The 23,073-nt window shown below is 59.0% G+C and carries 20 protein-coding genes; 11 read left to right on the top strand and 9 right to left on the bottom strand.

Going from position 1 to position 23,073, the window contains the following annotated elements; genetic code table 11:
- Positions 1–24 precede the first annotated feature (24 nt).
- Together AB4Z23_RS23105 and AB4Z23_RS23100 are read left to right on the top strand one after the other, a co-directional pair.
- Positions 25–1,056 carry a GlxA family transcriptional regulator gene (locus tag AB4Z23_RS23105; RefSeq protein ID WP_019566906.1) on the top strand — a complete coding sequence of 344 codons (1,032 nt, stop codon included), beginning with the start codon at positions 25–27 and terminating at the stop codon, positions 1,054–1,056.
- Positions 1,057–1,185: 129 nt separating this feature from the next.
- Complete coding sequence (locus AB4Z23_RS23100; protein WP_441360815.1) at positions 1,186–2,064, top strand: hypothetical protein; 879 nt, start codon at positions 1,186–1,188, stop codon at positions 2,062–2,064.
- A gap of 8 nt (positions 2,065–2,072) precedes the next feature.
- Here AB4Z23_RS23100 and AB4Z23_RS23095 read toward each other — a convergent pair whose 3' ends face one another.
- Complete coding sequence (locus AB4Z23_RS23095) at positions 2,073–3,110, bottom strand: LacI family DNA-binding transcriptional regulator (RefSeq protein ID WP_003518158.1); 1,038 nt, start codon at positions 3,108–3,110, stop codon at positions 2,073–2,075.
- Positions 3,111–3,249: 139 nt separating this feature from the next.
- On the opposite strand from AB4Z23_RS23095, the gene AB4Z23_RS23090 reads away from it, so the two are divergent.
- The 6 genes from AB4Z23_RS23090 (at position 3,250) to AB4Z23_RS23065 (ending at position 9,422) form a co-directional block, all read left to right on the top strand.
- Positions 3,250–4,284, top strand: a complete 1,035-nt coding sequence (locus tag AB4Z23_RS23090) for a Gfo/Idh/MocA family protein (protein ID WP_111828693.1) — start codon at positions 3,250–3,252, stop codon at positions 4,282–4,284.
- Between the two features lie 12 nt (positions 4,285–4,296).
- Entirely contained in the window at positions 4,297–5,199 is a 903-nt protein-coding gene (locus AB4Z23_RS23085) for a sugar phosphate isomerase/epimerase family protein (protein WP_013762259.1), read from the top strand.
- Between the two features lie 67 nt (positions 5,200–5,266).
- Positions 5,267–6,499: an ABC transporter substrate-binding protein gene (locus AB4Z23_RS23080; RefSeq protein WP_441360814.1), complete on the top strand. Its 1,233-nt coding sequence runs from the start codon at positions 5,267–5,269 to the stop codon at positions 6,497–6,499.
- Positions 6,500–6,613: 114 nt separating this feature from the next.
- Complete coding sequence (locus AB4Z23_RS23075) at positions 6,614–7,516, top strand: carbohydrate ABC transporter permease (RefSeq protein WP_003518164.1); 903 nt, start codon at positions 6,614–6,616, stop codon at positions 7,514–7,516.
- Complete coding sequence (locus AB4Z23_RS23070) at positions 7,513–8,340, top strand: carbohydrate ABC transporter permease (protein ID WP_003518166.1); 828 nt, start codon at positions 7,513–7,515, stop codon at positions 8,338–8,340. Before AB4Z23_RS23075 ends, AB4Z23_RS23070 begins: the two co-directional genes overlap by 4 nt.
- On the top strand, positions 8,337–9,422 hold the full coding sequence (locus AB4Z23_RS23065) for an ABC transporter ATP-binding protein (RefSeq protein ID WP_025595105.1): 1,086 nt from the start codon (positions 8,337–8,339) through the stop codon (positions 9,420–9,422). Before AB4Z23_RS23070 ends, AB4Z23_RS23065 begins: the two co-directional genes overlap by 4 nt.
- Positions 9,423–9,491: 69 nt before the next feature.
- On the opposite strand, the gene AB4Z23_RS23060 is transcribed toward AB4Z23_RS23065, so the two are convergent.
- The gene (locus tag AB4Z23_RS23060; RefSeq protein WP_441360813.1) at positions 9,492–10,157 is read right to left on the bottom strand and encodes a transglutaminase-like cysteine peptidase; all 666 of its coding nucleotides are present in this window, start codon (positions 10,155–10,157) and stop codon (positions 9,492–9,494) included.
- A gap of 258 nt (positions 10,158–10,415) precedes the next feature.
- On the opposite strand from AB4Z23_RS23060, the gene AB4Z23_RS23055 reads away from it, so the two are divergent.
- Both AB4Z23_RS23055 and AB4Z23_RS23050 read left to right on the top strand, forming a co-directional pair.
- The gene (locus AB4Z23_RS23055; protein WP_441360812.1) at positions 10,416–11,432 is read left to right on the top strand and encodes a DUF1402 family protein; all 1,017 of its coding nucleotides are present in this window, start codon (positions 10,416–10,418) and stop codon (positions 11,430–11,432) included.
- 301 nt (positions 11,433–11,733) lie between these two features.
- Positions 11,734–13,293, top strand: a complete 1,560-nt coding sequence (locus AB4Z23_RS23050) for a TerC family protein (RefSeq protein ID WP_019566897.1) — start codon at positions 11,734–11,736, stop codon at positions 13,291–13,293.
- 113 nt (positions 13,294–13,406) lie between these two features.
- On the opposite strand, the gene AB4Z23_RS23045 is transcribed toward AB4Z23_RS23050, so the two are convergent.
- From AB4Z23_RS23045 to AB4Z23_RS23015, 7 genes are all read right to left on the bottom strand, one after another.
- On the bottom strand, positions 13,407–14,033 hold the full coding sequence (locus AB4Z23_RS23045; RefSeq protein ID WP_013762253.1) for a dual specificity protein phosphatase family protein: 627 nt from the start codon (positions 14,031–14,033) through the stop codon (positions 13,407–13,409).
- A gap of 49 nt (positions 14,034–14,082) precedes the next feature.
- On the bottom strand, positions 14,083–15,000 hold the full coding sequence (locus tag AB4Z23_RS23040; protein ID WP_029658839.1) for an inositol monophosphatase family protein: 918 nt from the start codon (positions 14,998–15,000) through the stop codon (positions 14,083–14,085).
- A gap of 59 nt (positions 15,001–15,059) precedes the next feature.
- Positions 15,060–16,148 carry an ABC transporter substrate-binding protein gene (locus AB4Z23_RS23035; protein WP_035200115.1) on the bottom strand — a complete coding sequence of 363 codons (1,089 nt, stop codon included), beginning with the start codon at positions 16,146–16,148 and terminating at the stop codon, positions 15,060–15,062.
- 73 nt (positions 16,149–16,221) lie between these two features.
- Entirely contained in the window at positions 16,222–17,322 is a 1,101-nt protein-coding gene (locus AB4Z23_RS23030) for an ABC transporter substrate-binding protein (protein ID WP_441360829.1), read from the bottom strand.
- A 64-nt stretch (positions 17,323–17,386) separates the two neighbouring features.
- A complete protein-coding gene (locus AB4Z23_RS23025) occupies positions 17,387–18,514 on the bottom strand; it encodes an ABC transporter substrate-binding protein (RefSeq protein WP_441360811.1) in 1,128 nt (375 codons plus the stop codon).
- A gap of 44 nt (positions 18,515–18,558) precedes the next feature.
- Positions 18,559–19,692: an ABC transporter ATP-binding protein gene (locus AB4Z23_RS23020; RefSeq protein WP_441360810.1), complete on the bottom strand. Its 1,134-nt coding sequence runs from the start codon at positions 19,690–19,692 to the stop codon at positions 18,559–18,561.
- Positions 19,692–21,545, bottom strand: a complete 1,854-nt coding sequence (locus AB4Z23_RS23015) for an ABC transporter permease (RefSeq protein WP_441360809.1) — start codon at positions 21,543–21,545, stop codon at positions 19,692–19,694. The genes AB4Z23_RS23020 and AB4Z23_RS23015 overlap by 1 nt, the downstream gene beginning before the upstream one ends.
- A 518-nt stretch (positions 21,546–22,063) precedes the next feature.
- On the opposite strand from AB4Z23_RS23015, the gene AB4Z23_RS23010 reads away from it, so the two are divergent.
- Complete coding sequence (locus AB4Z23_RS23010; protein WP_003518188.1) at positions 22,064–23,050, top strand: LacI family DNA-binding transcriptional regulator; 987 nt, start codon at positions 22,064–22,066, stop codon at positions 23,048–23,050.
- Positions 23,051–23,073: the final 23 nt, after the last annotated feature.

The raw sequence follows: 23,073 nt of genomic DNA, 5'->3' as shown, positions 1-23,073 counted from the left end.
TCTGTTTGCGTGAATATTTGCGCCATGAGCTCTCATCGCGCCAAGAAACGCCTCAGCGTCGCCTTCCTGCTCGCCGACCGGTTCACGCTGTCGGCCTTCGCCAATTTCGTTGATGTGCTGCGTCTTGCTGCTGATGAGGCTGACCGTTCCCGGCCGATCCTGTGCGAATGGTCAGTGCTGTCGGCGACCCTCGGCAATGTGCAATCGAGCTGTGGTGTGAAGGTGCAACCGGATACGCGGCTCATCGACGCCGTGCATTACGACTATATCGTTGTTGTCGGCGGATTGATCAGCGACCACAGCGCCCTGCCGCCGGAGGCATTGCGGTTCCTGAAAGACCGTGCGGCAGCGGGCACTCCCCTTATCGGGCTCTGCACCGGCGTTTTCATTCTACATGAAGCCGGCCTGCTGGATGGTTATCGCTGCTGCGTCAGCTGGTTCCACCATCAGGATTTTCTCGACCGTTTCGACGCCGAGCAGATGGTTTCCGACCAGCTCTTCGTCATAGATCGCAACCGCCTGACCTGTTCGGGCGGCCATGGTGCTGCGCATCTGGCGGCGTTCCTTGTGGAGCGCCATGTCGGCCAGTCGGCCGCCATCAAGAGCCTCAATATCATGATGATCGACAGCGCGCTCAGCGGCGAAAAACCCCAGCCCGGCCAGCAGAGCACCAGAACGGCAACCGATCCCCTGGTCAGAAAGGCGATCCTGCGCATGCAGCAGAACATCGAGGTTCCGAGAACCGTGCTGGAACTCGCGCGCGACCTCGGCCTTGGCCGACGCAGCCTCGAACGGCGTTTCCTTGGAGACCTGAAAGCAACGCCCTCCAAGGTCTATCTTGAGCTGCGGCTCGACCGCGCCCTTTCCCTCCTGCGCACCACGCGTGACCCGATCACCCAGATTGCGCTCGCCACCGGGTTTTGCGATGCCCCACACCTTTCCCGTACACTTCGTGCCGAGCGCGGCTTCAGCCCCAGCGAATATCGCAAAACGCAGATTGGCCACACGACAACGGACGAAGAATTCGCCGTCGGCGTGTTGTTGCCGCAACCTTGAGGCTTTGCTGTTCACCTGCCAAAAGTCGGGCCCTGCAAAAAATAGATCAACGTAATTGATATGGTCAGACTTGCCCGTACCGGTATAAAAGTCCCCGATCCTGTTTAGGGGAGCCGTGGGGGGTATGGGATGAATTCAGAGCGTCGTGGCGTTCTCGCGCTTTTAGGTGGCCTTGTGCTGGGAAGACCGTCTGTCGGCAAGGCCGCGAGCAACGTTCCGGCAGTTGCCCAATCCCGCTCCGAATACAAACCCCGCCATGTCCTTTGTTTTCTCGGCCCGGAAAATGGTCTGGCAGCGCTGCAGCAGAGCGCTCGCGCCGCTATCGATAAATTTGCCGGCGATTTCAGTCTCGATGAGGATTATTCGCAGGATGAACCGGACGACAGGATGGAACGCTCCTTCAATGTCTGCTGGGATCGTGTCGAGCCGGACGCCTATCAGGAGAGTGACGAGGAGGCAGTCGCAGGCCACGGCTCGGTTCTTTATGTGCTTGGCCCATCAATGGCCGCGGAAAGAGCCGTGGCGACCTGCGGTAAAGCCCTGATGTTCGTGCACCACATGCTCGATAGTGGCGCAGTTGCCGTAAAGGGTGAAAGCGCCGGCGTTGCCCATGGCGTGCAGCGGTGGAAGGAACTCTTCGAACAGTCGCGCCGTAACGCGACCGCAAACGACGCCCTGGCATTCGCCAGAACCTGCCGTATAGCCTTCGCGCGCCGGCCCATCGGCGGCGATGCCGACGGAATGGGGAGCGTCGGCTTTCATCTGGTCGGATTGCCTGACGTGGAGATACACTTCACCCGAAAAGACCAGCAGCAGCCCTCAACAAATAGCGAGCAGCTGAAGATCGCCGCGCTGATTGACGATATTGCCGATCAAATGACACGCGACGGGGTTGAAGCGGCCTTGAAGGATCGTCGTGCCGACCTATCCGATGACACGCGGTATGAGGAGGACGAATATAAATTCAACCCGTTCGGCGTTGCGACCATTCGAGACCACAAGCTTTGACGCCACGCTTATAAAGATGCGGGGCCTGGGTCGCTCTCTCCGGCGACAAGCTGCATCGGCCAGACGCAGTAACGCGCCTGATTTGGGTAAAACGGCGCATAGGCCGGCATGGTAGACAGAAGCGTCTGCGCGACCATTACACCGAGATCGTGCAGGGACATGCGGAAACTGGTCAATCGCGGTTCGAGAAACTGGCCGCGTGGACCATCACGAAAACCGATGACCGCAAGATCCCGTCCCGGTTTCAGACCCACTTCCGCCAGACGGCGATAAAGGCCAAGGGCCATCAACTCATAGATCAGCACAAGCGCGGTTGGCCGCGGCCGCATCTGTAGCCACTCGCTGGCGGCGTGATATCCGCCCTGCTCGCTCGATTTCGCCCGGATGACCAGAGAAGGATCGTAAGCAATGCCGTTCTCCTCCAGTCCACGCCGGTACCCGTCCATGAAAACATAACCGAGATTGACGTCGCTATCGGGTGCAGCAACCGCAATGGTGCGATGGCCGGCAGCGGCGAGCCGGTTGACGGCACTGCGCGCAACCTCTTCGAAATCGAGATCGATCCACGCATGATCGGCGCTGGAAGAGGTGCGGCCGAGCGTTACGAAAGGCAAGCGGGTCTGCTTTAAAAAATCGACACGCTTATCGACACGGCGGGTCGAGGAAATGATCATCGCATCCACCATGCGGCGCGCCACCATGCGCTTGAGATATTCGTCCGGGTCTTCCTCACCGGGACACGGCAGAACGATAAGATCGAGATTGTGAGCGGAAAACACGCTTTGCAAACCATCCGTCACTCCCATGAAGAAGTTGTCGGAGTTCTCCACCGTCTGCGCGTCGCTGCCGGTCATCAGGCCGATGACGTTAGTCGTCCCCTGCCTGAGGCTGCGGCCTGACTGGTTTGCGACATAGCCAAGTTTTTCCGCCGCCTCCAGAACACGCCGCCGCGTCTCCTCGTTAACGTCGGGCTTGCCGTTCAAGGCACGGGAAACGGTGCCTATCGATATCTCCAGATAATCGGCAAGCTGACGAATTCCTTTCATGCACTCCCCCTCCTGAGCCGGGTACGAAATATGCGTCCCCAATAACGGTATTGACATATCTAACATGATCATCCTAGTGTCGTAAACGTTTACGACGCTCTGCGCAAAGAGGAGTTTGCCCAGAGAGCGGGGAGAGAAGATGACATACAATGCCGTTTTATGCGGGTGCGGAGCTATGGCCAAAGGCTGGCTGCGCGCCATTCAATCGACGCCGGACATTCTCGGCGCGATCAAGATCGTCGGGTTCGTCGATCTGAACGAAGACACGGCACGCGCGCTTGCCGAAGAATTCTCCGTCACCGACGTCATCATCGGCGTCGATCTCCGCGATGTTCTCGCACGGACCAAAGCCGACATCCTGTTCGATGTCGTCATCCCGCAGGCACGGTATGCCGTGGTTGAAACCGGTCTTGCAGCCGGGTGTCATGTGCTCAGCGAAAAGCCGCTTGCGGCCTCGATGGAAGAAGCCGAAAAGCTGGTGGAACTGGCGAAAAAGGCCGGAAAAATTCATGCTGTAGTGCAAAACCGGCGCTTTATCTCCGGCATCCGACGGCTGCGCCGGGCCGTGGAAGACGGTATTATCGGTGATTTGACGGCCATTCACTGCGACTTTTTCCTCGGGCCCCATTTCGGCGGTTTCCGCGAGGAGATGAAGAACGTTCTTCTTCTCGACATGGCGATCCACACTTTCGATGCGGCGCGTTTCGTCGCCGATGAAAAGCCGCTCTCCGTGTTTTGCGTGGAGAAAAATCCGGCTGGCTCCTGGTATGCACATGGGGCAAGCGCCAATGCCATATTCGAGTTCTCCAACGATGTGGTCTTTACCTATCGCGGCTCCTGGTGCGCGGAAGGCGAAAGAACCAGTTGGGAAGCCCGCTGGCGGCTGATTGGCTCCAAGGGCATGATCCTCTGGGACGGCGAAGACAATTTCTCCGCATCCGTCGCCGGCGAAGAGCCGGGTCTTCTACGCGGATTCAAGACCGTAAACGTTTCCGACAGTATTTCCGAGAAGGATACGCACGGCCACGCCAGCGTCATACTCTCGTTTCTTCAATCCATCCATACTGGCCAGATGCCGGAAACGGCCTCCTTCGACAACATCAACAGCCTGGCAATGGTGATCGGCGCGATTGAAAGCGCCCGCATCGGCCAGCGCGTTTCCATCGCAGCATAAGGACCGACAGACGTGAGCAATCCGGCAAAATCCATCCGCATCGGCACCATGGTCAGCGCCACCAAGGGACAGGCAGCTGAACGCATCGGGCAGATAGCCGATCTTGGTTTCGAAAGCTTCGAACCGTTCTTCTGGCAGACGACCAACGGCCAAGACCTTGCCGAGCTTGGCAAGCGTTCACTTGACGCGATCGGCGATCGCGACATCACCATCGGCACGCTCGGCATGTTCGGCAATCCGCTGGAGGAAACGGAAATCGACCTTCAGACCTTGCAGGGCTGGAAAGACTGCATCGACAATGCCCATCACTTCGGTGCAACCTGCGTTGCCGGTTTCACCGGCCGCCTGCGCGGAAAGCCGCTGCCCGAGAGCTTGCCCCGTTACAAGGAAATCTGGAGCGAGCTTGCCAAACGCGCAGCGGACAAGGGCGTGAAGATCGCCTTTGAAAATTGCGCCATGGACGGCAACTGGCAAACCGGCGACTGGAACATCGCCCATAATCCGGATGCGTGGGAACTGATGTTCAACGAAACGCCGGACGAGAATATCGGCATCGAATGGGAACCCTGCCACCAGATGGTTTATCTCATCGATCCGCTGCCGCAGATCCGCAAATGGGCGGACAAGATTTTCCACGTGCACGGCAAGGATGCGACCATTCGTTGGGATGTCATTCGTGAGCATGGGATTTTCGGCAAGGAAAAATTCGTCTTCATGCGCACGCCGGGCTTCGGCGACAGCAACTGGACGGACATTATTTCGGAACTGCGCCTGGCCGGCTGGTCCGGCTCGATCGATATCGAAGGCTGGCATGACCCCGTCTATCGCGACGCGCTGGAAATGACGGGACAGGTACACGGCCTGAACTATCTGAAACATTGCCGGGGCGGCGATTTTGTCGTCGATCCCACCTAAGGAATGGAAGCCTTGGGAGAAGGCTTCCAGTAATTGCAGAGACGATAACCAAGAGGAGGAGATTATTATGGGTATCGCGAAATGCATGATCGCCGGTGCGCTTGTTCTGGCAGGCGTATCCGCCAGTGCGATGGTGGCGCATGCGGAAGATGTCACCTTGACCCTGTGGTCGCTGGACAGGGACATCCAGCCGGCACCCAACCTCGTAAACGAGTTCAACAAGCTCAATAACGGCATCAAGATCGAATACCGGCAATTGCAGTTCGATGATGTGGTGAGCGAATCCATGCGCGCCTACTCGACCGGCAACGCGCCCGATATCATCGCCATCGACAACCCAAACCACGCCATGTTCGCCGCACGTGGCGCGTTTCTTGACGTGACGGATATGATTGCGAAGTCGGACGTCATCAAGACGGCAAACTATTTTCCGGGCCCGCTGAAATCCGTAACATGGGACGGCAAATATTTCGGCGTTCCGAAGGCGACGAATACGATCGCACTCTATTACAACAAGGACCTGTTCAAGGCAGCCGGTCTCGATGCGGCAAAACCGCCGCAGACCTGGGACGAGCTTGTGGAAGCTGCCCGCAAGCTGACCAACCCCGCCAAGAATGTTTACGGCATCAGCTTCAGCGCCAAGGCCAACGAGGAGGGCACCTTCCAGTTTCTGCCATGGGCGCAGATGGCCGGCGCCACCTACAAAAACATCAATACCGATGGCGCGGTGAAAGCGCTTGAAACATGGAAGACCCTTCTCAGTGAAAAGCTGGCCTCGCCGGATACGCTGACGCGCAGCCAGTGGGATTCCACCGCTACCTTCAACGCCGGCAACGCGGCCATGGCGATCTCCGGTCCTTGGGAAATCGACCGCATGCTCAAGGACGCCAAGTTCGACTGGGGCGTGACGCTACTGCCGGTTCCGACGCCGGACGCGCCGCGGTCTTCGGCCATGGGCGACTATAACTGGGCGATCTTCTCCAAGAGCAAACATCCCGCCGAAGCCTTCAAGGCCATCGAATTTTTCGCCTCGCAGGACAAGGACATGTTCAAGAACTTCGGGCAATTGCCGGCGCGTTCCGATATTCCCGTTCCGCCCACCGGCAACGCGCTGAAGGACGAAGCGCTCAAGACCTTTATCGAGCAACTCAAATATGCGCAGCCGCGTGGTCCCTCGCCTGAATGGCCGAAGATTTCCAAGGCGATCCAGGACGCTATCCAGGGCACCCTGTCGGGTCAGATGACGCCGAAGGCCGCGCTCGATCAGGCCGCTGAAAAGATAAAGCTGATCGAAGGCTGATCTGTCTGGGCGGGCGGCCGGGTTCATCCGGCCCCATCCAAGGGGTTCCTCCCGGTGGGGCTGCCTGCTGCTTAATGCAGCGGCGGCCCCGATCGGAGCTTGTGAGGATGTTTCATGAAAAAACTGTTTTCCAGCGTCAGCGACGGTCGTGGTTTCGACCTCATCCTTGTCGCTTTTCCTTTGGGCTTCCTGTTCGTCATGGCGGGGCTGCCGCTCATCTACAACATCGTCATGAGCTTTCAGGAAGTCGACATGTTCAGCCTGGGCACCTTCGTGCGCCCCTTCGTCGGCTTCAAGAATTATATCGACCTGTTCCGGCAACCGGAAACATTGCCGATCCTTTTCAACACCGTCACCTTTGTCGTCACCTCGATTGCCGGGCAATTTGCCATCGGCTTCGGTCTGGCGCTGTTCTTCTGGGTGAACTTTCCCGGCGCCACCTGGCTGCGCGGGCTGTTCCTCGTTTCCTGGGTCATGCCCGGCCTCGTCGTCGGCGCGATCTGGAACTGGATATTGTCAGGCGATTTCGGCGTGCTGAATTTCTTCCTGCGGGAAAGCGGCATGATCTCAGGCAATATCTTCTGGCGATCGGACGCGAATTTTTCGCTCTGGGCCGTGGTCATCGCCAATATCTGGCTCGGCACCTCGTTCAACATGATCCTTCTTTCTGTCGGCCTCGCCTCCATCCCCGGTGATCTCTACGAAGCGGCGGAGCTGGATGGCGCGAACGCCTGGCAGCGTTTTTACACCATCACCCTGCCGATGATGCGTTCCACCATCGGCGCGATCATCTCGCTCGGCCTGATCTTCACGCTTCAGCAGTTCGATCTTTTCGCCGCCATCACCGATGGCGGGCCCAACAACAGTTCCAACGTGGCGCAATATTGGGCCTGGGATCTTTCGTTCCGGCAATATGATTTCGGCAAGGGCGCGACGATCTCCGTCATCATGATCGTCTTCGTCATGCTGGCTTCCGTCGTTTATGTGCGCTCGACACGGCATGAGGTGCGCGGATGAGTATCACGACCCGCAACCGGTTGATGCTGGCAATCGCCATCGTGCTTGCCGTCATCTATCTCTTTCCGCTCTACTGGATGTATCTGACCTCGCTGAAAAGCGGCTCGGAGATGTTTGCGAACCCGCCGGGCTTCTGGCCGGCCGATCCGCAATGGCAGACCTATGCCTATGTCTGGGAAAGCCGCAATATGGGCCGTTATCTGTGGAATTCGGTTCTCATCGCTTCAAGTGCCGTGGCGCTCATCACCGTGCTTGGCGTTGGCTGCGCCTATGTGCTGGCGCGCTATCGCAACGTCTGGGTTGATATCGGCCTCTTCCTCATCCTCATGCTGCAGGTTCTGCCGGCGTCCCTGATGATTACGCCGATCTTCGTCGGCTTCTCGCAAGTGGGTCTGCTGGATTATCCCCGCCTGTCGGTCATTCTCGCCATTGCGGCGAAAAGCATGCCCTTCTTCGTGGTGCTGGTGCGCGCAACCTTCATGGCGGTGCCGCAGGAGCTGGAAGAGGCAGCGCTTGTGGACGGCAATTCCCGCGTCGGCGCCTTCTTCAACATCGTGCTGCCGCTTGCCAGAAACGGCATTCTCGTCAGCGCCATTCTCATTTTCATGCAGGCATTCGGGGAATTCGTCTATTCGAAATCGATGATCCAGGCGGCTGAATTGCAGCCTGCCAGTGTCGGCCTCAATTCCTTCATGGGCCCCAACACCAGCGAATGGAACAACATCATGGCCTATGCGACCATGTATGTGACGCCCATTCTTGCCCTGTTCATTCTCTTGCAGCGCCGCATCGTTTCCGGCCTGACATCGGGAGCGTTAAAATGACCCTTCAGATCGAACTTTCCGGCGTAAACAAATATTACGGTGCCTTTCACGCGCTGAAGAACATCCATCTTTCCATCAAGAAGGGCACCTTCGTCGCCCTCGTCGGCCCGTCCGGTTGCGGAAAGTCCACCTTGCTGCGTTCGCTGGCGGGGCTGGAAACCATATCGAGCGGCGACATGCGCATTGCAGGCACTTTGATGAACGGTGTGCCGCCGCGCAAGCGCGATGTGGCGATGGTGTTCCAGTCCTATGCGCTCTACCCGCACATGACGGTGGAGGAGAACCTGACCTATTCGTTGCGCATGCGCGGCGTGGCAAAATCAGAGGCCCGCAAGGCGGCAGAGGAGGTTGCAGCCACCACAGGCCTGTCAAAGCTGATGAAGCGCTATCCGCGCGAACTTTCCGGCGGGCAGCGCCAGCGTGTGGCGATGAGCCGCGCGATCATCCGCAACCCGCAGGCATTCCTGTTCGACGAACCGCTCTCCAATCTAGACGCGGCCCTGCGTGTGCACATGCGCAAGGAAATCCGAGCGTTGCACGACCGCCTGCACGCCACCTCGGTCTATGTCACCCATGACCAGATAGAGGCGATGACGATGGCGGATCACGTCGTCGTCATGCGCGACGGCGTGATCGAACAGCAGGGCACGCCACTGGAATTATACGACCGCCCGGTCAATCGTTTTGTCGCCGGCTTCATCGGTTCACCGGCAATGAATTTTATTCCGGCAACGGTCAGCCCGGACGGCGCGGCGCTTCAGCTGCGTTTCAGTGAAGGCGAGCCGCAGCAGTCCATCAAAAACCCGGCTCCCTTATCGCCCGGCAAGCGTGTCATCGTTGGTATCAGGCCGGAACACATCCGGCCGCGAACCGCAACCGGCGCGGCGCTGACGTTACCTGTTTCGGCCGTGGAAACCACAGGTTCGGCCACCTTCCTCACCCTTGGCACATCGACCGAAGTGGTCATCGCTATACAGGGACGCAGTGAGGTCAGGAGCGGCGAAGTCGTCGGCCTCGACATCAACCCGACCGACCTGCATTTGTTTGATGAAGAAACCGGAGCCGGCCTCGGAGGCCGGTGAAACGAACCATGGGGCATATCCGGACCGGACGGCCCTTCGGGGCTTTCCGATCCGCACGAGGTGAAAGCTTCAGCGCCCCATGATGATGTCGAGGATGTTGCGGCGCGTGGTTGCGGAGGTGGCGGTGGCCCGGCCAACCTCGCGGGCGGCGATGGCGGGCGAACCGGAGCCTTCAATATCCACCCACCGACCGGCATGTTCCGTGGATTGACGCTTGAGATAGGTATAGGGCGTTTCGTCCCAGCGAAAGATCTTCGATTTCATATTGTCGAGAATGAAATCTCCGCGGTCCGTTCTTACCGTGAGGATGGCATGGCCATCGCCTTTTTCGTCGCGGACGACGGTGATCAGCAGATCGGAAACCGGGAAACCGGCATCCATAAGCCGTTTCCGTTTCTCCAGCGTGAGGTCCTCGCAGTCTCCCGCGCCGTTATAGGGATACTCCCAATAGTCCTCGTAACCCCACACTTCCATGTCGGAACGCTGGTCGATTTCGATATTGACTGCGCTGTTGATCGAAACAAGGGTAGCCCAGACATCAGGCGTAAGATTGAGCGGCGGCATTTCCTTGACCGGCTGACATTCATCCGTATGCCGCTTGCAGAAATCGTAATGCCCGATGGGCTGCGACGTGAACTTGCCAGTCTGCATCGAAGGAGACGCCTGCACCGGCGCAGCGAAACCCGCGACGGCCAGAATGAAACATGCTTGCAGCAATTTGATGAGATGGGTCATGTTCGTCTCCTGACGACATGACCTACCGGTGGCGATTTGAGTTCACATGAAACAAAATGCTCGACTTTTAACGAACCCGATAATTCCGCTCCCGATGGTCCCGACAACGAGCGGCGTTGACTGGGATAACGCCGGGGTAGCCACGGCATCTGAACGGTCAGCAACGGTAAAGTGAGCAGCGGGAACTTGCCACGCCGGGGCGGCCTGCCTATGAAGAGGCCGTCACGCAATAGTAATCCACATATTAGAGAACGCTGCATGAGCCTGTTTGCGAAGACCACCCGCGCGGCCGCTGTCATTCTGGCACTGGCCTGCCTGCCCTCAAATGCCGCAGCGCAGCAGATGATCGTCGTACCTCCCGGAAACCGCTCCGCCCAACAGCCGGAAATACCCCAGGCCTCGGCGATCAGGACCAGGGCGTTTTCCACGACCTATGAGGAAAAATTCCGCAAGACGGTCGATCTTCTAAACAGCGAACCCGGTCTACTCGGCAAGATCAGGAAGGCGGGAGCGGCCTATGGCATCGATCCTATCCATATCGTCGGCGCCATCGTTGGCGAACACACTTTCAACGTCACCGCCGTGGACCGCCTGCAGACATATTACGTCAAGGCCATTTCCTATGCGGAACTCGATATAAAATTCAGCTATCAGGGCGTTGCCCTGAAGACGTTTCTCGAGCGTCCGGAATTCCGCTCCTGCGCGACGCTTGCCACGACATCCGAGCAATGGAGCTGCCGCGATATCGTTTGGGATGCAAGTTTCCGCGGCAAGGTCGTCGATGGCGTGAGCTATGAAGCGATTTCGTTCCAGCGGGCCTTCTTCCAGCCCTTCTATGCCGGACAGACCTTTGGTCTTGGCCAGATCAGCCTGTTGACGGCGCTGCAGGTCACCGATCTCGTAAACAGAACCAGTGGTCTGCCGAAACTCTCCGCCGACAGGCCGAAAGAGATCTACCGTGACGTCATGGATCCTGACCGGAGCATCATCTACATCGCCGCTATCCTTCGAGATTCCATCGACGCCTACAGGGAAAAAGGCTTCGACATTTCCGGCAATCCCGGCATCACCGCCACTCTCTACAATGTCGGCCAACCCCGGCGTCGTGCCGAACGCCTGCGGACGGCCGTGGATGCAGGCGCAAAGAACCTGCTGCCGGTTGAAAACTACTACGGATGGCTTATCAACGAGCGCCTCGACGTTCTGAGAGGCATCCTCGATGGCAAGGCCATCGACAAGCGAACCACCTCGGATATCGGCGAAAAAACGCGATAATGCCCTTGCAGGGAGGATTGCAAATCTGCCTCGCAAAGGATGATGCACGCAAAACGCTTCCCCGACCGCCCGGAATCTGCTACTGCCACGTGCACAAGAATTGACTGATAGTGGGATAATTCCGCGATATGCCTGACGAAGGCGACAGTACCGACGATAGTCGACACCGAACGAGGCTGGCTTGCGTAAAGCGAAGCCAGCCTCGTCCTTTCTTGTTTTCTTCAACGAAACGGGTTTCAACCTCGGATGTTCAGTCCGGGGCTTTTTGCGTTCGCGCCCGTTCCCATAAAGGCCCCTGACCATGGAATTCCTCGCAGATCCGAATATCTGGATCGGCCTCGTTACCCTTATCGTCCTCGAAGTCGTCCTCGGCATCGACAACCTCGTTTTCATCGCGATCCTCGCCGACAAGCTGCCGCCGCATCAACGCCACAAGGCGCGGATCGTCGGTCTGTCGCTGGCGCTTGTCATGCGCATCCTGCTGCTGTTTTCGATTTCATGGATCGTGACGTTGACGCGGCCGCTATTTCAGGTCGCGGACTTCTCCTTCTCCGGGCGCGACCTCATCCTCATTCTCGGTGGTGCGTTCCTGCTCGCCAAGGGAACGATGGAACTGCACGAACGGCTGGAGGGCGCGCATAAGCCGAAACAGGGCAAGGTTGTCCATGCCGTCTTCTGGCAGGTGATCGTGCAGATCGTCGTGCTTGATGCCGTGTTCTCGCTCGACAGCGTCATCACCGCCGTCGGCATGGTCAACAATCTCTGGGTGATGATTACCGCCGTCTGTGTGGCCATGGCCGTGATGATGGCAGCATCGAAGCCGCTGATGAGCTTCGTGTCGAAACACCCCACCGTGGTCATTCTCTGCCTCGGCTTCTTGTTGATGATCGGCTTCAGCCTGATCGTCGAAGGCTTCGGCTTCCACCTTCCCAAGGGTTACCTCTATGCCGCAATCGGCTTTTCCGTGCTCATCGAGGCGGCAAACCAGATTGGCAGGCGCAATCGCGAAAGACGTATCACCGCCGGTGATATGCGCGAGCGGACGTCCGATGCCATTCTGCGGCTTCTGGGCGGCCGTGTCGGCGAAGAACAGTCCCTTGGCGAGACAGCCGACGTCATCGCGGCACAGGCGGCACGAAGCGACCTGTTCAAATCCGAGGAAAAGGACATGATCCGCGGTGTCCTTACGCTTGCCGAGCGCCCCGTTGTATCAATCATGACGCCACGGACGGAAATCGACTGGCTCGATGTCGACGCCGACCACGATACGCTAAGGAACCGCCTGCTGGAACTCGACCATTCCCGCCTGATGCTCGCGCAGGGCAAGCTGGATTCGTTCCTCGGTGTCGCCGCAACAAGGGACTTGCTGCGCGATCTTCTGCATGACGGCAAATTGAACCTAGAGCGCTCGCTGCGCCAACCCCTCGTCGTGCATGAAAGCGCCACCGCGTTGCAGGTCATGGAGCAGCTGCGCAAATCCCCGCTCCAGATGGCCGTCATCGTCGACGAATACGGCACGCTTCAGGGAATAACGACGCCTACCGACATTCTCGAGGCTATCGCCGGCGAATTTCCGGATGAGGGCGAGGAATCGCAGATTTCGGAACGGGCAGAGGACGGTTCCTGGCTGCTGGACGGCGCTGTCGACGTGAGACGGGTATCCTATCTGCTGGATATCGATCTGGTGGACGAGGATGATCGTTACTCCACCGTCGCCGGCTATATCCTCTGGCGCCTCAATCGCCTTCCCGAGATCGGCGAACGTGTTTCCGGCGACGGGTTCGAGTTCGAGATCGTTTCCTGCTCGGACAGAAACATCGAAAAGGTCCGGGTCTGGAACACCACGCTTCCCGAGGCGTGAGCTGGAAAAATCCCGAACCCGTTTCGAAATGGCGACGTGACGGGCAAGCCACGGCACGTCTCCACATTTGCGTCACCAAGCAAGCGGCCGACCGGTGAAAACCGTCCTCCGCTCTAGTGGGCGGCATCGATCGTGGTAATCCAGCCGGCGGCGCGGCGGGCTGCTTCCGCAAGCACCGGTTTCGGCGCCTTGTACCATTCGTTTTCAGGCAGCTCACGCTTCACGCGTACGAAGCTGATGGCATCGTCGAGCGTCGGGAATTCCACCGGCAACGTCATATGCAGAAAGAGCGCAACAACGGCGACGGAACGCGAGCGGCCGCCGCGGCAATTGATCAGCACGCTGCCGCGCTCGCGCCGGGGATAGGACGGCTTGTCGGGCAGTATCTGTTCGAGCGCCGCCCGCAGGATGTAATGGGCCGCAACCATCTGGGTATCGGGATTTCCATCGCCGTCGATCAGGCCGATCTTGTAATAACGTATTTCGCCGGGTCCATAGACGCTGCCTTCATGATCGGAAACGATCTGCGGCTGCTCCACGAAGTTGAAGTCGAGATTGACGGCGCAATTGACGACGGTGGTGATGCCGTTTTCACGCAGAAGCTTCAGATCGCTGGCCCCTTCCTTACCTGAAATGAAGAGATCGACGCCATAAAGCGGATGCCGTTCATAGATGCGGCTGAGCTTCGGCAATTCGCCGGTTTCCTGTTCGCGGGATAGGGTCTTTTCCGGTTGCGGCATGTCTTGTCTCCATCGGCGCCGATGTGGCGGCCGTCATGTCCTTGCTTGTTCAGGCGTTTGCAGCCGTCTGGCTTGGCGAGATCGCTGCCCTGGCTATGCGGCTTGCGGATATGGATCGCGCCACCCGCTGCAATGTCTGGTAATTCGCCCCCTCGCCCGTAGCGATATAGCCGGGGCAGAGAAAATCGGCCGACCCCTCCGCCACCTTCCCCAAGGTCAGCGGCTCGTATGTTCCCCCGGCATTCTTGAGAATGAGGATGGCTGCTGCCACATCCCAGGCGTTGACGCCGAAGCCCGCAGCAGCATCTGTCCAGCCAGCCGCCACATGCGCGATGCTGAGTGCAGCGCTGCCGGGCCGGCGCAGCGTCGAAAAGGTCTCGACAAGCGCACCGAAATTGGAAAGCGCCGCATCCCGCCCATCCAGCCGGAAATCGCGCGAGACCGGATAGCCCGTGATAAGCGTCGCCCGGGTTTCATCTGCAACGCTGCGGGAGCGCAGCCTTTCGCCATTGAGATAAGAAGCCTCGAGGTCGGCGGAAAACATCTGGTCAGCCACGGGGTCGTACACCACGCCGGCGACGGCTTCCCCACCGATGACGGCGGCGATCGATACGCACCAGAAGGCAAGGCCACGGGCAAAATTCGCCGTGCCGTCAATCGGATCGACATACCATTGCACCTCGCCGTTGCCGATCTGGCCACCCTCTTCGCCCATGATCGCCGAATTCGGCTCCCGTTCGAGAATGACGGCGCGGATCGCGGCTTCGGCGCGTTTGTCGTGAATGGTGACGATGTCGTGGAGATCGACCTTGTAATCCACCGCCATATCAGAGCGGAATGCCACCAGCAGCGGATCGCGCACGGCACGCGCCGCCGCTTCGGCGATTTTCATCAGCCGCACCGAGCGGGAAAGCGCCTCCTCATTTCCAGATTTGTTTTCAGTCGAAGAAGGGCTTTGCATCGGCATATCCAGTCTATTTTTTTCGCAAAGGAGGGACCAGCGCGGCAGGACCGCGCCAGCCTGGATTATTTCCTGTAGTTGACGCGCCAGACATCCTGCCATTCCTCGCGACGATCGAAATCGTTGAGGCCGGTGGCGGACTCGTAACCCATCAGCCTGTCGGCAACCTTCATCAGCCCCGACGGCTCGTCAGCCGGCATCTTGATGTCGATATTGGTCGGCAGCTTGCCGTCCTTCATCTGCGGTGCGATGCCCTCTTCCGTCAGTATGTAGTGGACGAAGAGTTTCGCCATGTTCGGACTTTTGGTCTTGGAGGCGATGAGCCCAAGCTTGATGTAGGTCCAGCCGACCCAGGGATCGAGACCAGTGCAGAGGCCGAGCTTGTAGCCCTTGTCGGCATTGTCGCGGAACTTGGCAGAGCTGAGCAGGCCGAAGAAGGGCTGCTTCTGGCCGGGTGCGCCGACGGCCTCTGCCACCGGGTCATCGCCATCGGTGGCGAGCGGGCCGTTCTGCGCCAGCGCCTTGATCCAGGCTGCGGCCGCATCCTTTTCGATATCCTTGCCAAAATGGGCCTTGTAGGCGGCCGCCACCTTCTCGTTGCCGTGGGCTTCGAGCTGGTTGAACCAGTCCGTATAGGTGCTCTTGCTCAGGGGATCGACCATGGCGACCTTGCCTTTCCATTTCGGCTCGGTCAGTTCCCAGATGTTGGTCACCGGGCATTTATCATAGGCTTCCGTATTGTAAGCCCAGACATTGGCGTTGGTGGAGATTGCCAGCGGGTTCTGGAACTGCGCCGGGATTTTCGCAACCATGTCGCCCGGCAGGTAATTCTCGACAAAACCCGCCGGCAGAAGCTGCGCGAGCGCCGATGGCGCATCGGTGATCAGCACCACGTCGCCCTGCACATTGCCGGACTGGCTTTCGCGGATGATCATTTCCAGCTGGCTGTTGGCGGAAACCTTAACGCCTGTCGCCTTTAACCCGTATTTGGCGCTGAACTTGTCGGCCATCTCCACGATCTTGCCGGTGCTGTCGTATATATTGATCGGCTTCTCCTGCTTCGCCGCCGCCAAGATCGCATCGAGATCGAAGGTTTCTTCGGCTGCAGCCCCCATTGCGGATATGCCTGCAACGGCGATGGCTATCGCCGTCATCGGTAAAAATCTGCTTCTTCTCATCGTTCCCCTCCCAAGGAAAAGGCAAGGCAGGCTCGCGCCTGCCCTGCCGTTATTTTTTGTAGTTCACACGCCAGAAATCCTGCCAGCCTTCGCGCTTGTCGAGGTCGTCGGCCGCCGTTGCGGCATCAAAGGCCATCAACTCGTCGAGATGATCGGCTACCCGCGATGGTTCGTCCGCCGGCAGACCGATTTTCGTGTTGCCGGAGATTTTGCCATCGACCGTCTGCGGCGCGATGCCCTCTTCCGTCATCAGATAGTGAAGGAAGAGCTTTGCAGCATTCGGGCTTTTGGTCTGCCCGGCAATCAGGCCGAAGCCGGGATAGAGGAACCCGGAAAACGGTTTGACACCGCTGCAAAGACCGAGCTTCAGCCCCTTGGCCTCATTATCGCGGTATTTCGCCGCCGAGGTGATGACGAAAAAGGGATCGGTCTGTCCCGGAGCGCCCGCCGCATCGGCAACCGTGCTCGAGTCCGTCAGCAGAGGAGCGTTCTCGGCAAAGGCCTTCACCCAGGCAGCCGTCGCGCTTTTTTCACCCGTTTCCAGCTTCTTGCCGTAGAGCTCCTCATAGGCCTTGGCGACATCGGCATCATGATGGGTTTCGATCTGGTTGAACCAGTCGGCATAAAGCGGCTTGTCGAAGAGATCGAGCATGGCAAGCTTGCCCTTCCAACGCGGCTCCGTCAGCTGCCAGATGTTGGTGACCGGGCATTTGTCGTATTTCTCGGTATTGTAGGTCCACACATGCGGATCCGAAACGACCACGAGCGGATCGCGCAGCTTTTGCGGAATATCGCTTTCCATATCCGGTGGCGACCAGCTGGTGGCAATGCCTTCCGGCAGAAGTTCCCCCATGGCGGAGGCGACATCCGTTGCGACGCTGACATCGCCGACGACATTGCCGGCGCGATGTTCGCGGATCATCAACTCGACCTGAGTTGCCTCGTTCACTTTCTTGCCGCTTGCCTGCACGCCATATTTGGCGGTGAAGGCCTGTGCGGTGTCGACGATCTTGCCGGTCACCGCATAAACGGTGATCGGTTTTTCCTTCTTCGCGGCGTCGATGAGCGCATCGAGATTAAAGGCGTCCTGCGCGTGGGCAGCATCGCCAAGCGCCAGCGAGAAGATGAGGGAAAGGGCTGAAGCCGCCATCCGCCGCCGCCGCTCGCCACCACATCGGTTCTTGGTCATGATATTCACTGTGTCGGTCCCCCCGTTATTTCTTGTAATTCACACGCCAGAAGTCCTGCCAGGTTTCGCGCGCATCCCAGTCTTCCAGGCTGGTGGCCATGCTGTAGGGCAGAACGCGGTCGAGCACGGCGCCGATACCCGAAGGTTCGTCGGCAGGCAGTTTCACGTCTTTGTTGGTGGACATCTTGCCGTCGATCGCCTGCGGCGCGATGCCTTCAGCAGTCATGACGTAGTGAATGAAGAGCTTTGCAGCATTGGGGCTATCCGTGCCCTTGGTGATCAGGCCGACACCTGGATAAAGCCAGCCGATCCACGGCTTCAGCTCCTTGCAGAGGCCGAGTTTCATGCCCTTGTCGGCATTATCGCGAAACTTCGCCGAGCTGATGAGGCCCATGAAGGGCTGCTTCTGGCCAGGCGTGCCAACGGCTTCCGCCGCCGCTGCATCGGCATCGGTCAGCAGCGGCGCGTTGGCGGCAAGTGCCTTGACCCAGGCCGCTGTCGCGCTTGACTCTGCGGTCTCGAGGTCCTTGCCGTAAAGCGCCTTGTAGGCCGCCTTCACCTCCCCATCGCCATGCTTAGCCATCTGGTTGAACCAGTCGACATAGGATGCCTTGCCGAGCGGATCCTGCATCGCCACCTTGCCCTTCCACTTCGGGTCGGTCAGTTCCCAGATATTGGAAACGGGGCATTTGTCGAAAAGCTCGGTATTGTAGGCCCAGACATTGGCGCTGGTGACGACGGTCAGCGGATCCTGATATTCCAGCGGAATATTGCCAGCGAGATCCGGCGGCAACCAGCTTTCGACAAAGCCCATTGGAATAAGCTGTGCCATCGCCGCCGGGGCATCGCTGATGATCGAGACGTCACCCTGAATATTGTTGGCCCGCGCCTCGCGGATGACCATCTCCAGCTGCGCTGTTGCCTTTACCTTCGCACCCTCCGCGCCCACGCCATACTTCTTGGCGAAATTCTTCGCCATTTCCACGATCTTGCCGGTGCTGTCATAGACGGTGATCGGCTTTTCCTTTTTGGCAGCCTCGATCAGGGCGTTGAGGTCGAAAGGCTCCCCCGCCTTCGCCACGCCGCCAAACGTTGCCAGAATTGCCGTTGCACACAGGAGACGGCTAAGGCCGCCCGTCATTTTCCGCTTCATACTGCTCCTCCTTCAGCAAGCGATTGTCAGTCTTTTCGTCGTTGTCAGTTGTAGCTACTGCTCCTCAGCACGGCGTCCGCTTCGGTAATCCGTTGCCCCTTGGCATCGAACACATGCAGGGCGTCGGGAGGCACGTGGAAAAACACACGGTCGCCACTATCGACGCGCGGCAGGGCATGGGTGGTCAGGAACAGCGTGTGGTTCTCGCTCCTCAATTCGAGAATCCAGCTGCCGCCCGTCGGAAGCACGCCGGTCACCGTCATTTCACCGAAGAGGCTGCCCTGCGGCACATCCTCAGACCTTTCCGTGTAACCCATCGCCTCCGGCCGCATGCCGACCGAGGCGATGCCGCGCAACTGCGGATAGCGCGTTGCAAAATAAGCCTCCGCATTGTCGGCGATATCAGACACGCCGGGCTGGCCGAAGGTCAGAATATTGATCGGCGGACTGCCGACGAATTCGGCGACGAAGCGGTTGGCCGGACGGTCGTAGATATCGTTCGGCGTACCCATCTGCTGGAGCGTGCCCTCGTTCATGACGGCGATTGTCGTTGCAAGTGTCATTGCCTCCCACTGGTCATGCGTCACGAAGACGATGGTGGTCTTGAACTCCTTGTGCAGCCGCTTCAGCTCGGCGCGCATTTCCAGCCGCAGCCGGGCATCGAGGTTGGACAGCGGCTCATCCAGAAGCAGCACACCGGGATTGACGGCAAGCATGCGGGCCAGCGCCACACGCTGCTGCTGCCCACCGGAAAGCTGTGACGGATAACGGTCGCGGTACTTGGCAATGTCGAGCGCCTGCATGACGCGCTCGACGCGGGCCTCCCGCTCGGCTTTCGGCAGCTTGCGCAGGCGCAGGCCGAAATCGGTGTTGCGCTCGATGGTCAGATGTGGCCAGAGCGCGTAGCTCTGGAAGACGAGCCCCATTTCGCGCTTTTCCGGCGGCACGAATATGCCGTCATTGACGGAATCTATCACCCTGTCGCCGACACGGATTTCACCGCCGGAGAGGTTTTCAAGACCCGCGATCATGCGCAGCGTCGTGGTCTTGCCGCAGCCGGAAGGGCCAAGCAGGCACATGAATTCGCCGTCGCGGATTTCGAGATCGAGATCGGAAACCGCATTTGCGGAATTCACGCCGTAGTTCTTCTGCGCCCCGCGCAGGTTGATGGTAGGCATCAGCTTCCAAGTCCTTCTGCAAGATTTGTGCGGGTCAGCTTCTGGGCCAACAGGGTACCGAAATAGGCAATGCCGGCGATGATCAGCACCACGGCGTTTGCGGCCTGCGTATAGTGGTAGTCGACCAGCCGCAGCGAATAGGTGGTCAGAACATCCGTGCTCGGCACCGCGAGGATCACGAACAGGCTCAAGCCCTTGATGCCCGAGATGAAGGGCAGGAGAACCCCCGTCACCAGCGATCCCTTCTGGATCGGGATGACGATCGAGACCATGCGGCGGAACCAACCGGCACCGGCGATCTGTGCTGCCTCTTCCGGGTCCTTTCCAAGCTGTGTCATGGCCGAGATACCGGCGCGCGAGGCATAGGGCATCTGGTCGGCAATCAGTGCGAGGATAAGGATCGTCACCGTGCCGTAGAGCGCCGGCATCGGCCCGCGTGGAACCGCAAACAGCGAGAGATAGGCGGCGGCAAAGGCGATGCCGGGCACAAGATAGGGCAGGAACGTGACCTGACGCAGATAGACCGACAGGGCGCGCACCGGCGTGCGGATGACGACATACCCGACCAGAAGACCGAGGACGCCAGATGTGAGCGAGGCAAGACCAACAATCATCATGGTGTTCTTCGCGGCTGCCCATAGATCGGGGCTTAAAAGAACGCCGGTCTGCAAGGCCACCGTGTTGAGATTGCTGCCGATCCAGTAGTCGAGCGTGAAATTGTCGAACGTGAATTTGGCCGGCATCTTCATGACGGTCGAGAGAGCGAGGGTGAGCAAAGGCAGACCAACGCTGAGAATGAAGACAGCGGCCGCAAAGCCCGTTGCCGGAAGACGCATTTTGCCGAGGCGGCTTTGCCGGTTCATCGACCCCTTCGAGCCGATCGTCACGAAACGGCGGGCTTCGCGAACCAGGCGGGCATCGATCATCAGCGTGATGATGCCGATGAGCATGATCGAGGCCGCGACGACACCGGCAACACCGGTCTGGCGCGAGGCGATGCTGCGGAACAGCGATGTCGAGAGGACTTCGAACTTCACTGGAAGCCCGAGAACATAGGGTACGCCGAATTCGCCAAGGCACTTTGCAAAGATCAGCACCATGGAAGAGAGCAGCGCCGGGCGCATCAAGGGCAGGATGACCTGCAAAGCCACCTGATAACGATGGGCGCCGAGAATGCGGGCCGAATCCTCCAGCTGCGAGTCGAAGCGGCGCAGCGCCGAGCCGAACAGCAGGATAACGAAAGGTGTGTAATGCAGGGCAAGGATGATGGTGATCGGGAAGCGCCCATAGGCCACCCAGTCCGGCGGTGTCAGGCCCATCGCCTCGAACCAGCCGGGCTGGCCGCCAACGGTGCGGTTCTTGAACAGCGTCGTCCAGGCGAGAGCGAAGGTCCATGCGGGCAGCATGTAGGGCACGATCAGCGCGGTCGCGAACCAGCGGCGACCGAACATGTCCGTGCGGCTGATAAGCCAGGCAAGCACCGTGCCGATAACAAGCGAAAGCGCAATCGCCCCCAAAGCGACGGTGAGCGTGTTGAAGAGCGGATGCCAGAAAAGGTCTGTTGCGACGGGCGAGAAGAACGCCCTGTCGAGATAATAGAGCGTGAGGTCACCGACATCCTTGCCAAGACGCCGTTCGTGGCCGAACTGGACACGGACGGCATCCAGAACGATAGAGATGATCGGAACGACGATCAGATAGGTGAAAAGTAACGCCGTCAGCACGCCGATGAGCGTCGTCGGCTCCCTGAGCGCGATCTTGAGGCGATATCGCCAGGCCTGCCATGCCGAAGGCGCGGTCGCCGGGGGACGCCCCAGTGCCTCCGCCTTCGTTGATTCGCTTAAAAGAGCCATTATTCCTCCCCATATGGCCGCAACATTGCTCCGACACGCCGGCAAGCATCTGCCTGCGCGCAACCTGCGGAACAGGCGGCGCGTGCGTCGAACATGAGCAATGCGTCAACGCTTCAGCAGCGGGCACATCAGGCCCGCGAGCAACGATGATCCAGCTCCTCCCGGAAACATCGCCGGCAAGCAAAACGTGGAATAAATATTCCATATAGCGCTTAACCTTGGAATGCATGATCCATCCTAAACGGCATTTTGTCAACGAAAAAATGCACACGTGATCATTGATATATGCCATTGTTTTTAAATGGTTTTATTGAACGTGTTTTGCAAATTTTCTTATCGACGCACAAGCAGTCATTTTTTCCCGCAGAATGAAAATGGAAAGGACGATATATTTGCCGGCGAAAGCGAGAACCGCCTTCCATCAGCAAGAGCGCTTCGCACCTGAAATATTTCGATTGGAATAGTCGGCCCTTATGGCCTGTGATATCAGACATGAGGTTTTGCAACGGGGAAGTTGAATGGCGAGAGGGTTCGTGACGGCCGAAGAGGTGGCGAAAAAGGCTGGTGTCTCGCGCTCCGCCGTCTCGCGCACATTCACCCCCGGCGGCAGCGTATCGAAGGCCGTCCGGCGCAAGGTGTTGAAAGCCGCGCATGAGCTTGGCTACCGCGTCAACCGTCTGGCCCAGGGCCTCAACAATGACCGATCCAATCTCATCGGGGTGGTCGGTGCCAATCTCAGCTCGCCGTTTATTTCAAAACAGCTCGACCTCCTCAGCATCGGCCTTCTGCGTCGCGGCTTGCAATGCCTGCTGCTGAATGCGGCCGATGCACGCAAGGATATCGCGCCGCTGATCGAACTGCTTTTCGAGTTTCGCGCCCAGGCCATCGTCGTACTCTCCGGCGAGCCGCCAGCCTCGATTGTCGACGAATGCATTGCCAATGGCGTGCGCCTCATCCTCATCAACCAGCGCCTCGACCGGACCGATACGAACATGGTGCTGAGCGACGATTCCCACGGCGCCGATCTCGCCGCCATGCGGCTTGTGGCGGCTAAATGCCGGAAGGTCGCGGTCGTTTCCAGCGGCAGCCAGACACCGGCACAGCTGCGCCGCGCCGGCGCTTTCACCCAGCGCATGAGCATCGAGGGTATCGAGGTCGTTCCATGGTCGGGCGGTCCGACGAGTTATGACAGCGGCTATCAGGCAGGCTGCGAGTTGCTGACGGACAAGACAATAGACGGCGCCTTCTGCGTGACCGATCTGCTGGCACTCGGCTTCATGGATGCAGCAAGGCTAGAGATGGGCCGCCGAATTCCTGAAGACCTGTCGATTGTCGGTTTCGACGATATTCCGCAGGCGGGCTGGAAAAGCTATCAGCTGACGACCGTTGCCCAATCCTTTGACGCGCTGACCGAGAAGGTCCTGACCGCCCTCGACAGCGACGAGCCCGAGACCCGGCTTCAGGTCGTGCCCGTTGAGATGGTCGAAAGGATCACCGCGCGCTAGAAGCCCACTCCCGGGCAAAAACC

Source organism: Agrobacterium sp. MCAB5, assembly GCF_052114365.1.
GTDB classification, from domain to species: Bacteria; Pseudomonadota; Alphaproteobacteria; order Rhizobiales; family Rhizobiaceae; genus Agrobacterium; species Agrobacterium tumefaciens.
The sequence above is the reverse complement of the archived record's forward strand: the minus strand, read 5'-3'. Positions and strand labels throughout refer to the sequence as shown.